Origin of the sequence: Variovorax sp. V15 (assembly GCF_041154425.1) — a bacterium.
In the GTDB taxonomy this organism is placed as follows: domain Bacteria; phylum Pseudomonadota; class Gammaproteobacteria; order Burkholderiales; family Burkholderiaceae_C; genus Variovorax; species Variovorax guangxiensis.
In genome coordinates, this window is the sequence record NZ_AP028659.1 from 3707657 (window position 1) to 3721843 (window position 14187).

Annotated in this window: 16 protein-coding genes; 6 read left to right on the forward strand and 10 right to left on the reverse strand. The window is 68.9% G+C overall.

Going from position 1 to position 14187, the window contains the following annotated elements; all coding sequences use genetic code 11:
• Nucleotides 1-93 precede the first annotated feature (93 nt).
• Nucleotides 94-495 carry a GreA/GreB family elongation factor gene (locus ACAM57_RS17515; protein WP_369658312.1) on the forward strand — a complete coding sequence of 134 codons (402 nt, stop codon included), beginning with the start codon at nt 94-96 and terminating at the stop codon, nt 493-495.
• A 15-nt stretch (nt 496-510) separates the two neighbouring features.
• On the opposite strand, the gene ACAM57_RS17520 is transcribed toward ACAM57_RS17515, so the two are convergent.
• Complete coding sequence (locus ACAM57_RS17520; RefSeq protein ID WP_126019206.1) at nt 511-729, reverse strand: hypothetical protein; 219 nt, start codon at nt 727-729, stop codon at nt 511-513.
• Between the two features lie 470 nt (nt 730-1199).
• On the opposite strand from ACAM57_RS17520, the gene ACAM57_RS17525 reads away from it, so the two are divergent.
• On the forward strand, nt 1200-2093 hold the full coding sequence (locus ACAM57_RS17525) for a CsgG/HfaB family protein (RefSeq protein WP_126019203.1): 894 nt from the start codon (nt 1200-1202) through the stop codon (nt 2091-2093).
• Between the two features lie 33 nt (nt 2094-2126).
• On the opposite strand, the gene ACAM57_RS17530 is transcribed toward ACAM57_RS17525, so the two are convergent.
• Nucleotides 2127-2531, reverse strand: coding sequence for a GFA family protein (locus ACAM57_RS17530; RefSeq protein WP_369658313.1), 405 nt, complete (start codon nt 2529-2531; stop codon nt 2127-2129).
• 105 nt (nt 2532-2636) lie between these two features.
• On the opposite strand from ACAM57_RS17530, the gene ACAM57_RS17535 reads away from it, so the two are divergent.
• The 3 genes from ACAM57_RS17535 to ACAM57_RS17545 all read left to right on the forward strand — a co-directional run bounded on the left by ACAM57_RS17535 (nt 2637) and on the right by ACAM57_RS17545 (nt 6323).
• Nucleotides 2637-3638 (forward strand): YafY family protein, encoded by a 1002-nt coding sequence (locus tag ACAM57_RS17535; RefSeq protein WP_126019197.1) that lies wholly within the window; start codon nt 2637-2639, stop codon nt 3636-3638.
• Nucleotides 3639-3763: 125 nt separating this feature from the next.
• Complete coding sequence (locus ACAM57_RS17540; RefSeq protein ID WP_126019195.1) at nt 3764-4450, forward strand: response regulator transcription factor; 687 nt, start codon at nt 3764-3766, stop codon at nt 4448-4450.
• 1 nt (nt 4451) lies between these two features.
• Complete coding sequence (locus ACAM57_RS17545; protein WP_369658314.1) at nt 4452-6323, forward strand: sensor histidine kinase; 1872 nt, start codon at nt 4452-4454, stop codon at nt 6321-6323.
• Between the two features lie 16 nt (nt 6324-6339).
• On the opposite strand, the gene ACAM57_RS17550 is transcribed toward ACAM57_RS17545, so the two are convergent.
• The 5 genes from ACAM57_RS17550 to ACAM57_RS17570 all read right to left on the reverse strand — a co-directional run bounded on the left by ACAM57_RS17550 (nt 6340) and on the right by ACAM57_RS17570 (nt 11168).
• Nucleotides 6340-6642 carry a hypothetical protein gene (locus tag ACAM57_RS17550; protein ID WP_126019191.1) on the reverse strand — a complete coding sequence of 101 codons (303 nt, stop codon included), beginning with the start codon at nt 6640-6642 and terminating at the stop codon, nt 6340-6342.
• Between the two features lie 15 nt (nt 6643-6657).
• Complete coding sequence (locus ACAM57_RS17555) at nt 6658-8142, reverse strand: DegQ family serine endoprotease (RefSeq protein WP_369658315.1); 1485 nt, start codon at nt 8140-8142, stop codon at nt 6658-6660.
• Between the two features lie 92 nt (nt 8143-8234).
• Nucleotides 8235-9572 (reverse strand): ATP-binding protein, encoded by a 1338-nt coding sequence (locus ACAM57_RS17560; protein WP_369658316.1) that lies wholly within the window; start codon nt 9570-9572, stop codon nt 8235-8237.
• A gap of 109 nt (nt 9573-9681) precedes the next feature.
• A complete protein-coding gene (locus ACAM57_RS17565) occupies nt 9682-10341 on the reverse strand; it encodes a response regulator (protein ID WP_184638356.1) in 660 nt (219 codons plus the stop codon).
• A gap of 56 nt (nt 10342-10397) precedes the next feature.
• Nucleotides 10398-11168 (reverse strand): IclR family transcriptional regulator C-terminal domain-containing protein, encoded by a 771-nt coding sequence (locus ACAM57_RS17570; protein WP_126019184.1) that lies wholly within the window; start codon nt 11166-11168, stop codon nt 10398-10400.
• A 153-nt stretch (nt 11169-11321) separates the two neighbouring features.
• On the opposite strand from ACAM57_RS17570, the gene pobA reads away from it, so the two are divergent.
• Nucleotides 11322-12503 (forward strand): 4-hydroxybenzoate 3-monooxygenase, encoded by a 1182-nt coding sequence (pobA, locus tag ACAM57_RS17575; RefSeq protein WP_126019182.1) that lies wholly within the window; start codon nt 11322-11324, stop codon nt 12501-12503.
• On the opposite strand, the gene ACAM57_RS17580 is transcribed toward pobA, so the two are convergent.
• Genes ACAM57_RS17580 through ACAM57_RS17590 form a run of 3 tightly spaced genes read right to left on the reverse strand, consistent with a single transcriptional unit; the run spans nt 12500 to nt 14182 of the window.
• Entirely contained in the window at nt 12500-12916 is a 417-nt protein-coding gene (locus ACAM57_RS17580) for an SRPBCC family protein (RefSeq protein ID WP_369658317.1), read from the reverse strand. The genes pobA and ACAM57_RS17580 overlap by 4 nt on opposite strands.
• 16 nt (nt 12917-12932) lie before the next feature.
• Entirely contained in the window at nt 12933-13292 is a 360-nt protein-coding gene (locus ACAM57_RS17585; protein ID WP_369658318.1) for a VOC family protein, read from the reverse strand.
• Nucleotides 13271-14182, reverse strand: a complete 912-nt coding sequence (locus ACAM57_RS17590; RefSeq protein ID WP_369658319.1) for a helix-turn-helix domain-containing protein — start codon at nt 14180-14182, stop codon at nt 13271-13273. The genes ACAM57_RS17585 and ACAM57_RS17590 overlap by 22 nt, the downstream gene beginning before the upstream one ends.
• Between the last annotated feature and the right edge of the window lie 5 nt (nt 14183-14187).

Consider the following 14187-nt stretch of genomic DNA (forward strand, 5'->3'; position numbering starts at 1 on the left):
CGCGAACCATTGACCGCCGGGCACCCGCCGCGCGGCCGCGTCGCCGTTCATTTCCTTCGTTCCTGACGGCGCCGCACTCAACTGGAGTGCTTCATGCTTGCCACCATTCATGGGGAGCGCACGCTCACCGAACTCGACTTCGTCCGCCTCGGCAAACTGGCGGATCACCAGCTCCCACCGGCACTTGCCGAACTGCTCGACGCGGCGGACGTGCTGCCATCGCGCGAAGTCCCGCAGGACCTCGTGACGATGAATTCCCAGGTCGAGATCGAGGACCCGGCTACGGGCCAGCGCCAGCAGATCACGCTGTGCTATCCCGGAGACTCGCAGCCGGGCGCTGGCTTCGTATCGGTGCTGTCGCCCGTCGGCATCGGCCTGCTGGGGGTGAAGACCGGGGCGCTCGCCTGCTGGCGCATGCCCAACGGCATCGAGCGCTCTGCACGTGTGACCGCAGTGCTCTTCCAGCCCGAGGCCAGCGGCGACTACACGCGCTGAGGCAGGCCGTTTCTTTCAGTGCTTGATCACCGCGCTGGTCCGGTCCTTGGCGCTGTCGATGGTCGCGCTCACCGAGTTCGTGTTGACTGCCAGGGCCACCAGGATGGAGCCGACGAAAGCCGGGTCGGCCGCTGCGCTGAAGTTCGAAGCTCCCGCAATGGCCAGGGCCTGTTGCACCTGCTGGCGGGTCAGTTCCGCGGCTGCTTCTCCAACGATGTTCTTCTTGGTCGCCATCTGAAACTCCTGGAAGTGAAGGCCCGAATGTAACTTTCGGGACAGCGCATCCCGCGGCTTTTCCCTCCTGAGCCATTGGTACGGAAGCTCTCGTTGTTTCACGGTGTTCCTGAAAGTTTCCAGAGTAATAGAATCGCCGCGCCCCACCCGCCCGTCCCCCAAGCGCAGTGCGCCTGCCCGACGTCGCGGCCGGGCGATCGAGGAAGGGGGCTGCCGCGGCCCGCACCTCCCACACTTCGGATTCCGGCCGATACGCCGCCGCCCGCGCGGTGGAAAACACACGGCCGGGCCGCGCGTGAATGCACATGACTTTCGGCACTGGCGTGCCTGAATCTCGGGTCGTATCGTCGCGCGGTCGCCGGCGGCGCGTCGAATCGGGAGGTCATACAGGCCAGGGCAGATCCATCTTCGATCTTGACAAGTGACGTCCGCAACGGGCGCCGCATTCTTTTCACTTGACAGATCGGGACATGGCTTTTTCTAAACTTTCTCTCGCAAGCGCACTCGCCGGCCTGCTGGCCCTTTCGGGTTGCCAGACCATGGACATGCAAATGGGTAGCCAGTCGGCCAAGACCGTGGCCACCGGCAGCGCCGCCGGCGCCGCGACCTCAGGCGAAAGCAGCCAGCTCGAGCGCTGCGATTCGCCGCTGGGCACGGTCTCGCTGATCGAGAACGTGAACGCGGGCTGGTACACCATCCTCACCGGCGAGTACAAGCTGCCTCCCACGGCCAACCTGCTGCGCCTGCTGGTGCAGCAGTCGAACTGCTTCGTGGTGGTCGAGCGCAGCGCAGCCGGCATGAACGCGATGACGCGCGAGCGCGCGCTGATGCAGTCGGGAGAAATGCGCGGCGGCAGCAACTTCGGCCGCGGCCAGATGGTCGCTTCCGACTACGGCCTGTCGCCCGAGATCGTGTTCAGCAACAGCGATGCCGGCGGCCTGGGCGGCGCGCTCGGCGGCCTGGTGGGCGGCGGCCGCGGCCGCGCCATCGCCAGCCTCGGCGCGAGCCTGCAGACCAAGGAAGCCAGCGCCCTCCTGACGCTGATCGACAACCGCTCGGGCGTGCAGGTCGCTGCCGCCGAAGGCAGTGCTTCCAAGACTGACTTCGCGGGCTTCGCCGGCCTGGGCGGCCTCTCCGCCGCCGGCGGCATCGGCGGCTACACCCGCACGCCGCAGGGCAAGGTGATCGCGGCGGCCTTCATGGACGCCTTCAACCAGATGGTCCGCTCGCTGCGCAACTACAAGGCGCAGACGGTGCGCGGCCAGGGCCTGGGCGGCGGCGGTCGTCTGGGCGTGGACGGCGGTGCCGCTCCCTCGCAGACCTCGGCACCGGGCGCCGCGCCGGCAACCCGCCGCCGCAAGTAAGAAGGCAGCAACCCGCCGGCCGACCCGCCTCGCTCAGAGGTAGCGCGTCTCGGCCGGCGCCTCGAACCAGTTGTTGTTGCGCCCGTCCATGTACCGGACGGGCGCCGTCGACAGTTCCTCCAGCGTCACGTCGTCCAGGCAGTTCACCGCCACGCTCACGTAGGCGCCGCCGATTTCGGGCACGTTGCCACGTCCGAAAGAGCGCACGCCGCAATTCCTGCAGAACAGCCACTCTGTGCTGTGCGAGTTGAACTGGTACAGCGACAGGTCCTCCTCCCCCGAAAGCAGCGTGAAGGCATCCGGCTTCACGATCGCGCCCCATGCGCGGTTCTTGGTGCAGATCGAGCAATTGCACTTGCCCGTGCCTTCGGCGAGATCGATCAGGGCCTGGAAGCGGACCTTGCCGCAATGGCAGCTGCCGTTGTACGTCTTCTTCATGGGTCTTCGTCCTGTGTTCCGCGGTGCGGAGGTGGTTGAGAGAAGAACCGAGGCTACGACCCATTGCGGACAAATTCTGTCCTCGATCAAAGGCATGATGCGCGCATGCTTTCCGCCACCGCACGCCTGATCCGGCTTCTTTCCCTGTTCCAGGCGCAACGCTCCTGGACGGGCGCCGACCTCGCCGCCCGGCTCGAGATCACCGAGCGCACCTTGCGCCGCGACGTCGACCGCCTGCGCAGCCTGGGCTATACGGTCGATTCCACCTCGGGCGTGGCCGGCGGCTACCGGCTCGGCGCTGGCACCGCGATGCCGCCGCTGCTGCTCGAGGACGAGGAAGCCATCGCCGTCGCGCTCGGCCTGGGCAATCCGGTGGGCGCCTCGGGCGACATCGAGAACGCCTCGATGCGCGCGCTGGCCAAGCTCGAACAGCTGATGCCGCCGCGCCTGCGCCGCCGGCTCGACAGCGTCCGCTCGTCGGTGGTGCCGGTGATGCACGACAAGTCGCCCGTGCGCCTGAAGGCCGTGTCCTTCCTCGCCGAAGCCTGCACCGACCGGCTCGAGCTGCGCTTCGGCTACCGCGACCACCACGACGCCCTCACCGAGCGCACGGCGCAGCCGCATCGCGTGGTGCAGACGGGCCGGCGCTGGTACCTGCTGGCGTGGGACGTGGCGCGCGAGGACTGGCGCACCTTCCGCCTCGACCGCATCGTCGAGCCCGAGCCCACCGGCGAGCGCTTCACGCCGCGCCGGCTGCCCCATGGCGACGTGGCCGCCTACATGGAGCACGCGCTGAAGGTATCGCCCTACCTGCACCATGCGCAGGTCGTGGTGCATGCACCCGTCGAGGCGCTGGAGCCCTATCTCGGCTGGGTCGGCGGTACGCCGCAGGCTGTCGGCGACGGCTCCACCCGCATCGCCACCGCGGCCAATTCGCTCGATGCGCTGGCCGTGTGGCTGGGCTGCCTGCCGCACGATTTCGAGGTCGAGTCGCCTCTGGAGCTGGTCGCGCACCTCGCGCTCGTGGCCGGGCGGCTGGCCAGGGCGGCAACCGGCAAGACATCCCATAGGCCACCGAAAGCGGTAGGGCGCCTCCCCCGTATATAGGATGGGCAGCGAGCGGGCAGCCCCCTACCCTTTGCGGCATCAGCAACCCAGGTCTTTTCCCCCATGCGCCTTGTCACCACGCCATGCATGAGCGCATGCAGCTTCTTTCCGGGCCCGGTCCACGCATGACCGCGGAAACACAGGTCGCCCTCGTCGAAGACGACACCGGCATGCGCGAGCGCATCTCGCGCGTGGTCGACGCAGACCCGTCCCTGAGCCTGGCCTACAGCGCCTCCAACGCCAGCGACATCCTGCGCTGGCTGGTCGACAACCCGATCGACGTGCTGCTGGTGGACCTCGGCCTGCCCGACCGCCCCGGGCTGCAGGTGATCAGCCAGTGCCGCAACATGCAGCCGGCCTGCGCGGTGATGGTGCTGTCGATCTTCGGCGACGAAGCCAACATGGTCCAGGCCTTCGAGGCCGGCGCCAGCGGCTACCTGCTGAAGGACGGCACCGAGGCCGACCTCGCCACCCACATCCGCCACCTGCGCGCCGGCGGCTCGCCGATGTCGCCGGTCATCGCGCGCAAGCTGCTGCGCCGCTGGCAGGCCCACTCGGGCGGCGCGCCCAGGGAACAGGCCGCGGCCAAGGCGGCTGGCACGCCGACGGTCGTGCCCGAGCGCCTGTCGCCGCGCGAGTTCGAGGTGCTCGACCTGGTCTCTCGTGGTTTCACCTATGTCGAAGTCGGGGTGCAGATGGGAGTCTCGGCCTCGACTGTCCAAACCCATATCCGCAATATCTACGGCAAGCTGGATGTGCACAACAAATCGGAAGCTGTGTTCGAGGCCCGCAACCTCGGCTGGCTTCCCTAGCGTGACCGCCGGCGGCCTCTGCCGCCTGCTGCTCGCCGCCTTGTGCCTGTGGCTCGCCCTGGCGTCGGCGGCCTCCCGTGCCGACGCAGCGGAATCGCCCGACGCTTTCGACGTTCCCTCGGCCGAGGCGGTGCTCGAACCCGACGGCCTGCCGGCGCAGCAGCGACGCGTGGAGATTCCCTTCCGCTGGGACCATGAATTCCCCGGGCGCGGCGGCAAGGCCACCTACCGCATCGAACTTCCCGCTTCCGCGGTGCCGGCCGGCAAGCCCGCCGCGCTGCTGCTCTCGGGCGCGGGCAACCAGGTGGCGATCTCGTTCAACGACGCGCTGGTGGCGAGCTATGGCACGCTGGGCTTGCCGAGCTACGACGCGTCCAAGAGCAACCTGCTGGTGCCGGTGCCGGCCGTGCTGCACCAGGCAGGCCAGCCACAGTCGCTGGTGGTGCGCACCACCATCCAGCGCCAGCGCGGCGCGGGGCTGGCCAGCATCGACTACGGCCCCGAGGCGTCGCTGGCAACGGTCTACCGCGCCCGGCAGAACTGGCGCAACACCTCGGCCATCGTCTATGCCGTCAGCCTGCTGCTGATGGGCGGCATCGCCGGCGGGCTGTGGCTGCGCCAGCGCGACGCGCTCTACGGCTGCTTCGCGCTGGCCGCGCTCTCGGGCGTGGCGCGCAACCTCGACCGCGTGTGGCCCGACGTGGCCATTCCCTGGCCGCTGTGGGGCGCCATCGTGGCGGTCTGCTACGCCTGCCACATCGGGCTGATCGCGCGCTTCGTACTGCTGGTGCTGGAGCGCAATCCGCCGTGGCTGGTGCGCTCGATCTACACGGCGCTCGCGCTGTCGGTCACGCTGGCCTGCGCCTCCTTCGCCTTCGCGCAGCCGCTGCTGTGGACCGGCGGCCTCGTCATCCTGCAATGCATCAGCATCATCTGCCTGCCCTACGTGGTGTACGGGGCGCTGGTGGACCGTCGCCGTATCGCGGGCGTGCTGATGGCCGCGGGCACGCTGGCCATCCTGGCCGGCGCGCACGACCTGCTGCTGGTGCGCATGGGCCTATTCGGCGGCGCCTACTACACGCTGACGGCGCACGCGATGTTCTTCTTCGTGATGATCCTGGCCGGCCTGGTGGTCGAGCGCTACAGCCGCACCGTAGCCGACTACCGCGCGCTCAACGCCAACCTCGCGGCCCGCGTGGCCGAGCGCGAAGACCAGTTGCGCGGCGCCTTCGAGACCGTGCGCCAGCAGCAGCAGGAACAGGCCGTGCTGCTGGAGCGCCAGCGCATCATGCGGGAAATCCACGACGGCGTCGGCTCGCAGCTGGTCGGCCTCCTCAACGTGGTGACGCAGGCCAAACCGGACCGCACGGTGATCGAGGAACACGTGAAGCTCGCACTCGATGAGATGCGCATGGCCGTCGATTCGCTGCAGCCCACGCACGACGACCTGGCCACCGTGCTGGCCACGCTGCGCTACCGCCTGCAGCCGCGGCTGGACGCCGCCGGCATCGAGCTGGTGTGGGACGTGGAAGTGATCCCGCAGTTGGAGCCTTTCGCCGCACAGGCGGCCCTGCAGCTGCAACGCATCCTGCTCGAAGCCTTCACCAACGTGCTCAAGCACGCGGGCGCCTCGCGCATCGTGATGCACGCGAGCTGGCACGGGGAAGAGACGCCTTCGCTGGTGCGCATCATGCTCACCGACAACGGGCGCGGCCTGCCTTCGGCGCCGGCCAATGGCGGGAGAACCGGCCACGGCATCGCCAACATGCGGGCGCGCGCCCAGTCCATCGGCGCGCGGCTGCAGATCGAGACGGCGGACCCGGCCGCCGGCGGCACGCGCATGCAGCTCGACTGGCCCTGCTCGCCTGCCTGAGGCGCCGCGCGGCCGTTCAGCGCAGGGCAAAGGCCAGCGTCACCGCACCCAGCGCCAGCAACCCGAGGCCGGCGATGAAGACCATCTCGCCCCAGGCCTCCAGCCGCGCGCCCGACCTGCGCGAACGCATCGAAATGAAAGACAGCAACGCGCTGGCCAGGAAGACCAGCGCGTCCACTGCGAGCAGGCGGTCGATCAGAAGCCGCATGTCGTCGCGCGGCCCCAGGTGCCCGATGGACATCACCGTCATGCACACGCCGATCATGGTCGCAGACGTGGGCAGGATGTGAGCCGAGAGGCTCTGGGCGGGCGACGTCATGCCTGCGGGGCTAACTCAACCGATGCGGACCGGCACGAAGATCTTGTCTTCGCCGCGCTGGATCAAGAGCGCCACCGACTTGTTGCTGGCCTTGGCCACCACCTCGCGCACCTGCTCCACGCTTTGCGCGGGCGTACCGTTGATGGCCAGCAGCACGTCGCCCGCCTGCACCCCGGCCTGGGCCGAGGGGCCGGCCGCGTCTTCGATCAGCAGCCCGTTGTCGACGGAAGCCTCGCGCTTTTCCTGTGGCTGCAGCGGACGCAGCGCCAGGCCCAGCTTGCCCTGCCCCACGTCGGCATCGGCCTTGGCGACCTTCGCGGGCTTGTCGCTCGCATCGCCGAGCTTGGCCTGCAGCTCCTGGCGTTCGCCCTGGCGCCACACTTCGAGCGTGACCTTCTTGCCGGGCGCCTGCTGGCCGATCACCGCGGGCAGGTCGCCCGAGGACACGATGGGCTGGCCGTCGACCTTGCGGATCACATCGCCCGCCTTCAGGCCGGCCTTGTCGCCGGGGCCGCCCTTCTCGATGTTCGAGACCAGCGCGCCTTCGGGCTTATCGAGCTTGAACGAATCGGCGAAGGCCTGGTTCACCTCCTGCACCGCGATGCCAAGGCGTGCGTGCTGCGCCTTGCCGGTGGCGACGATCTGGTCCTTCACCTGGATCGCCACGTCGATCGGGATCGCGAACGACACGCCCTGGTAGCCACCGCTGCGGCTGTAGATCTGCGAGTTGATGCCGACCACCTCGCCGCGCGTGTTGAGCAGCGGGCCGCCGGAATTGCCGGGGTTCACCGCCACGTCGGTCTGGATGAAGGGCACGTAGCTGTCGTCGGGCAGCGAGCGGCCCTTGGCGCTCACCACGCCGGCCGTGACAGTGTTCTCGAAGCCGAAGGGCGAGCCGATGGCCAGCACCCATTCGCCGACCTTCAGGTCCTTGGTGTTGCCCAGCGCGAGCACGGGCAGGTTCTTCGCGTCGATCTTGAGCACCGCGATATCGGTCTTGGCGTCGGCGCCCAGCACCTTCGCGCGGTACTCGCGGCGGTCGGTGAGCTTGACGGTGACTTCCTTCGCGTCCTTCACCACGTGGGCGTTGGTGATGATGATGCCGCTGGGGTCGACGATGAAGCCCGAACCCTGCGCGCGCACCGGCACTTCGCGCTGCTGTTGCTGGCCGCGCGGATTCATCTGGCCCTGGAAGCGGCGGAAGAACTGGAACATCGGATCGTCCGGATCGATGCCCTGGATCTCCGCGGCTGCCTCGTCGTCGGAGGCCTTCATGGTGCCGGTCACGCTGATGTTGACCACGGCCGGGCCGTCGCGAGAAGTGATCGTCGAGAAGTCGGGCAGCGTGACCATGGCCGCGGGCGCGATGGCGACGGCATTGGTGGTCGGCGCGCCCACGGCGCGGGCGCTGGTGTAGGCGCCGGCGCCGACCGCACCGATCACACCCGCACTTGCCAGGGCGATGGCCAGGGCACGGGGCGAAGTCAGACGTGAGTTCATTTGTCGGTTCCTTTCAAGGCGTATGGACGCAAAACGATGAAAGGAATGTCGCGGGTCTGACTTAAGCGCCGCTTAAACGGCGCGGCCGGGGCTCAGGCGCGCGCGGAAAAGCGCACCAGCACGCGCAGCCCGCCGAGGCTGGGCGACTGCTCCAGCGCCACCGTGGCCCCGTGCAGGTCGGCAATCGACTTGACGATGGCCAGCCCAAGGCCGCTGCCGGGCGCCTGGGATTCGCCCGAGCGGTAGAACCGGTCGAGCACCCGCTCGCGCTCCTCCGGCGGCAGGCCTGGCCCGCTGTCGTCCACGGTGAGTTCGGCCGTATCGCCCTTGCGCGCGATGCCGATGTCGACGCGGCCTTCCACCGGCGTGTACTTGATCGCGTTCTCCAGCAGGTTGCGCAGCAGCATCCGAAGCGCCTCGGACTGGCCATGCACCACGGCCTCGTCGGCATGGGCGATGCCGATGTCGATGCCGCGCGCCTGTGCGGCCGCCACGGCGTCGGACACCGCGAGCCGCGCCACCTCGGCCAGGTCCACCGGCTCGGGCTTCGCGCCGGCCGCCATGCTGGCTTCATGTCGGGCCAGCGCAAGCATCTGCTCGACCAGACGCGTCGCCCGGTCGATGCCCGCCACCAGCCTGCTCACCGCCAGCTCGCGCGAGGCATCGTCAGGCGCGCGCTGCAGGCCCTGCACCTGCAGCTTGAGCGCGGCCAGCGGCGAGCGCAGCTCGTGCGCGGCATCGGCGACGAAGTGCTTCTGCGCGTCGAAGGCATGGCGTACGCGGTCGAAGAGCAGGTTCAGCTCCTGCACCAGCGGGCGAACCTCGTCGGGCAGGTTCTCCTCGCTCACCGGGGAGAGATCGTCGGCCTGGCGCGAGGCCACCTGCTTGCGCACCCGCGCCACCGGCGCGAGCGACTGGCTCACCACCCACCACACGACCAGCATCAGCAGCGGCGCCATCAGCGCCACCGGCGCGATGGTGCGCAGGGCCAGCGTGCCGGCCATGTGGCGCCGCGCGGCCATGTCCTGCGCCACCTGGATCACCAGCCCGCGCGTCTGCATCGAGAACACGCGGTAGGTGGTGCCGCGCGCGTTCACGTCGGCGAAGCCCAGCACCGCGAGCTGCGGTAGCGCGGCCTGCTCGGCGGATTCGAAGATGCGCACGCCATCGGCCGTCCACACCTGCACGACGAAATCGAAGTTCTGCTCGGTGGCGCCCAGCCCGCCCACCGCAGCGCTCGGCGGCAGGCCGGCGCGCAGCGACAGCGCCATCTGCTGCATGTGGTAGTCGAAGATGTCGTCGGCCTCGGCCAGCACCGTGCGGTAGGCCACCAGTGCCTGCGCCCCCGCCGCCAGCACGATGGCTGCGAGCAGGAACCACAGCAGCCGGGCGCGCAAGGAACCGGTCAGCGAACCCAACAACCGCCTCATGCAGCCCCCCTTCGCGGGACGCCACGGAACCGGCTTCGCCGGTCCGTAGGCGTCGCCCCCGGAAGGGGGTTGGCGAAGCGACACGAAGTGCGCGAAGCCTGGGGGTGAGTCATAGTTTCGGCACCATGTAGCCGACGCCGCGCACGTTGCGGATGAGCTCGGCGCCGAGCTTCTTGCGCAGGCCGTGTACGTAGACCTCGACGGCGTTGCTGCTGATCTCGTCCTTCCAGCTGTAGAGCTTTTCCTCGAGCTGGGCGCGCGACAGCACCATGCCGGGCCGGGCCAGCAGCGGCTCCAGCACGGCCCATTCACGCGCCGACAGCACCACCGGCTGGCCGGCCACCGTGACCTCGCGCGTGGCCGGGTTGATGCTCACGCCCATGTGCTCGTACACCGGCTCCGCACGCCCCGCCGCGCGGCGCAGCAGGGCACGGATGCGCGCCAGCAGCTCGTCGAGGTCGTAGGGCTTGAGCACGTAGTCGTCGGCGCCGGCGTCCAGGCCTTCGATGCGCTGCTGCACCGAGTCGCGCGCGGTGGCGATCAGCACCGGCATGCGCTGCTTGCGCGCGCGCAGGTTGCGCAGCACCTCGAGCCCGTCGCGCCGTGGCACGCCCAGGTCGAGCATCACGAGGTCGTATTGCTGGGTGCGCAGGGCCGTTTCGGCTGCCTCGCCGTCTTTCACCCAGTCCACCGCGTACTGTTCGGCGCGCAGCAGGTCGAGCACCGCTTCGCCGATCATCACGTCGTCTTCGAGGAGTAGGAGTCGCATGGTTGTGTCCGTTTCGGGGATTCGAGGCGCGGGCCGCGGCCAAAGTTCAGAGCAAGTCAGAGAAGCGAGCGGACTTCCCGTGCAGCCTCGAAGAGCAGCGGCAGCATCTCGCGCTGCAGCGTCTCTTCCTGGTAGCGCGTGCCCGAGAGCACCACGTTGAGCGCGGCCACCGTATGGCCCTGCATGTCGCGCAGCGGCACGGCCAGCGCCTGCACGCCCAGCTCGTGCTCTTCGCTGGCGAAACAGTAGTCGTCCTTGCGCGCGCGGGCGATCAGCTGACGCAGGCCGCGCGCCTGCGTCACCGTGCGCGGCGTGAGCCGTGCGAGATGCCGGCCCTTGAGCCATTGCGTGAACTGCGCCGGCGCCATCGCCGCGAGCAGCACGCGCCCGGTGGAAGTGGCATGCGCGGGCAGCCGCGCCCCCAGGTGCAGGCCATAGGCCAGCACGCGCGTCGGCGTGCCGTAGCTGCCGCTGCGCGCAACGATGACCACCTCTTCCCCGTCGAGCACGACGGCCGAGAACGACTCGCCGGTCTGCGCCGCGAGCCGGTTCAGCGTGGGCTGCAGTGCCCGCGGCAATCGGGAAGACGCGAGATAGCTGCCCGAGAAGCGCAGCACCTTCGGCGCCATCCAGAAATAGCTGCCGTCGGTTTCCAGGTAGCCCAGGTGGGCCAGCGTCAGCAAATGGCGGCGGGCTGCTGCGCGCGTGAGGCCGGCGCGTTCGGCGGCCAGGGTGGCGTTCAGGCGCTGGCGCTCGGTGTCGAAGCTTTCGAGCACGGCCATGCCCTTGGCGATGCCCTCGATGAAGTCGGCCTTGGCGATGCTCATTCTTCGGTCGATGGAGGATGGGGTTCGTCGTCTGTGGAAGTGTTGCGCGATGATCGCGCACGCATTCGCATGATCGCACACAGCCGCACGCACGGCCTCCCTGGAAGGCCCCGTGCACCCTACGCTTCGTGAAACCCTCTCGGAGACACGAACATGCGCACCCAGGTCGCCATCATCGGAGCCGGACCCGCCGGCCTTCTGCTCGGACAGCTTCTGCACAAGGCAGGCATCGACAACGTCATTGTCGAACGCCAGAGCGGCGACTACGTGCTCGGCCGCATCCGCGCCGGCGTGCTCGAGCAGGTCACGATGGACCTGCTGGCACGTGCGGGCGTCGACGCCCGCGCCAAGGCCGAGGGACTGCCGCACGAGGGCATCGAGCTGCTCTTCAAGGGTGCGCGCCACCGCATCGACATGCACGGCCTCACGGGCGGCAAGCAGGTGACGGTGTACGGCCAGACCGAAGTGACGCGCGACCTGATGGAAGCGCGCGCGGCCGAAGGGCTCGCCACCATCTACAGCGCGGCCAACGTGAGCCTGCACGACTTCCAGTCGGGCAAGCCCCGCGTGCGCTACGAAAAGGATGGCCAGACGCACGAGATCGAATGCGACTTCATCGCCGGCTGCGACGGCTACCACGGCGTGAGCCGCGCCAGCGTGCCGGCCGATGCGATCCAGACCTACGAGAAGATCTACCCCTTCGGCTGGCTCGGCGTGCTGGCCGACGTGCCGCCCGTGTCGCACGAACTCATCTACGCCAACACCGAGCGCGGCTTCGCGCTGTGCAGCATGCGCAGCGCCACGCGCAGCCGCTACTACGTGCAGGTGCCCACCGAGGAGCGGGTGGAGAACTGGAGCGACGAGGCTTTCTGGAACGAGCTTCGCGCACGCCTCGACCCAGAAGCGCGCGAGCGACTGGTGACCGGGCCTTCGCTGGAGAAGAGCATTGCACCGCTGCGCAGCTTCGTCGCCGAGCCGATGCGCTTCGGCTCGCTGTTCCTGGCGGGCGACGCGGCGCACATCGTGCCGCCGACGGGCGCCAAGGGGCTGAACCTCGCCACGGCCGACGTCGGGTATCTCTCGCGCGCATTCGAAATCTTCTACGGCGAGAAGTCGGCCTCGGCGCTCGACCGCTATTCCGACCTGTGCCTGCGCCGCGTATGGAAGGCCGAGCGCTTCTCGTGGTGGTTCACCTCGTTGATGCACCGTTTTCCGGAGACGGGCGCCTTCGGCCAGAAGATCCAGGAAGCCGAGCTCGACTACCTGGTACATTCAGCCGCCGCCTCCACCGCGCTGGCGGAGAACTACGTCGGGCTGCCGCTCGAAGACTTCTAGGCCGCAGACGGAACCGGGCGACCTTCCAGCGCGGCCTTCATGGCAGCGCCGCCCTGCTCCATCATCGGCCCGATGTAGGCCGCCATCGCATCGGGCAGCACGTCGGTGATCCAGACGAAGCGCGAGCGGCCTTCGCCTTCCTCGAAAACCTGCGCCGTCGCATGGTGATGCCTCGCCTGCCCGCCGGTGACGGTGTAGGCCAGCCGGCGATGGGTCTCGTCGATGCCCACCAGCAGTTCGCGCGCAACGAGGCCGTTGGCGAAGGTCAGGATGCGCGCGCCCTCCTCATCGATCGTGCAGGCCGTGAGAAAGCCCGGCGCGAGCCGCGTGTGCACCGCATCGAAGTCGCGCAGCGCGTCCCAGACCTGCGCCGCGCTCGCCTCGACGATGAATTCCTTGTAGACCGTGGCCATGGCGTGGAACCTCTCTTCAGGGGCAGACCGCTTCGACGTTGTTGCCGTCGGGGTCGATCAGGAAGGCAGCGTAATAGGTCGGGCTGTAGTCCGTCCTGGGGCCCGCGCCACCGTTGTCGGTGCCGCCGGCTTTCAGGCCGGCCTTGTGGAAGGCGGCCACGGCTTCGTGGTTCGGTGCACGGAATGCGATGTGAGTGCCCGGCCCCTTCGCGCCCTTGGCGGCGTAGAGCCACAGCGCGGGTTCGTCGGCCGGGCCGATGCCGGCGTAGCTGTCGTCGTGCGGGCCCGGCACATGGCCCAGAGGCGCGAGCGCTGCTTCGTAGAAGCGGCGGCTCGCGGCGAGGTCGTTGACTTTCAGTCCGATGTGGTCGTACATGATGGCTTCCTCGATGTGTTGATCAGGAGTCCATCATCTAAGAGCGCCGCGATGCGTTCTTGGAGAATCTTGCGGTCGCCCCTGGCCGCCTTGCGGAAGCCGCCCGGCGACACGCCCGCTGCGCGATGGAAGGTACGCACGAAGTTGCTGAGGTCGGCAAAGCCCACGTCCAGCGCGACCTCGGTCACGGGCCGGCTGTCGTCGTCGGCCAGCAGGCGCGCGGCATGCCGCAGGCGCGAGCGCACGAGGTACTGGTGCGGCGTGACGCCCAGCACCTGCGAGAAGAGCCGCAGGAAGTGGAAGGAGCTCAGGCCGGCTTCGGCAGCGGCGCCGTCGAGGCCGATGTCGTGCTGCAGGTTGGCGTCGATCCACATCGCGGCATCGACCGCGCGGCGGCGGTCGCGAGAGATGGCCGGGGACGGCAACTTTGGCTTCGCCCGCCCCGAGACGACCTCGACGAAGCGGCTCGCGAACCACATGCCCAGTTCGTCCAGCCCCACGTCGCTCTGTCCGTCGGCAGCGGCCTGGGCCAGCTCGCCGATGACCACGAGCTCGGCCAGCGGCGGCACACCGCCGGTGCGCCAGGTCTTGCGGTCACCGCCGATCAGGTCGACGAAGCCCGGCGAGAGGTGAAAGGCCAGGCACTCGTCGCCGCAGACATGGTGGTCGTGCGTGCAGACGTACTCGTCGCCCGGACAGCCGACCAGCACCGAGCCGGCGACCAGCTCATAGGCATTGCCGCGCGTGCGATAGCCGAAGCTGCCCCTTCGCACGTACGAGACCGAATGGCCTTCGTGCAGCTCGGTGAAGGGCTGCGCGTCGGGCCCCGCGTCGCAGCGGTAGCTGGCGATGCGGATCGCATCGGTCCGGACCTCGGTGGTGACAAGCATGGCCG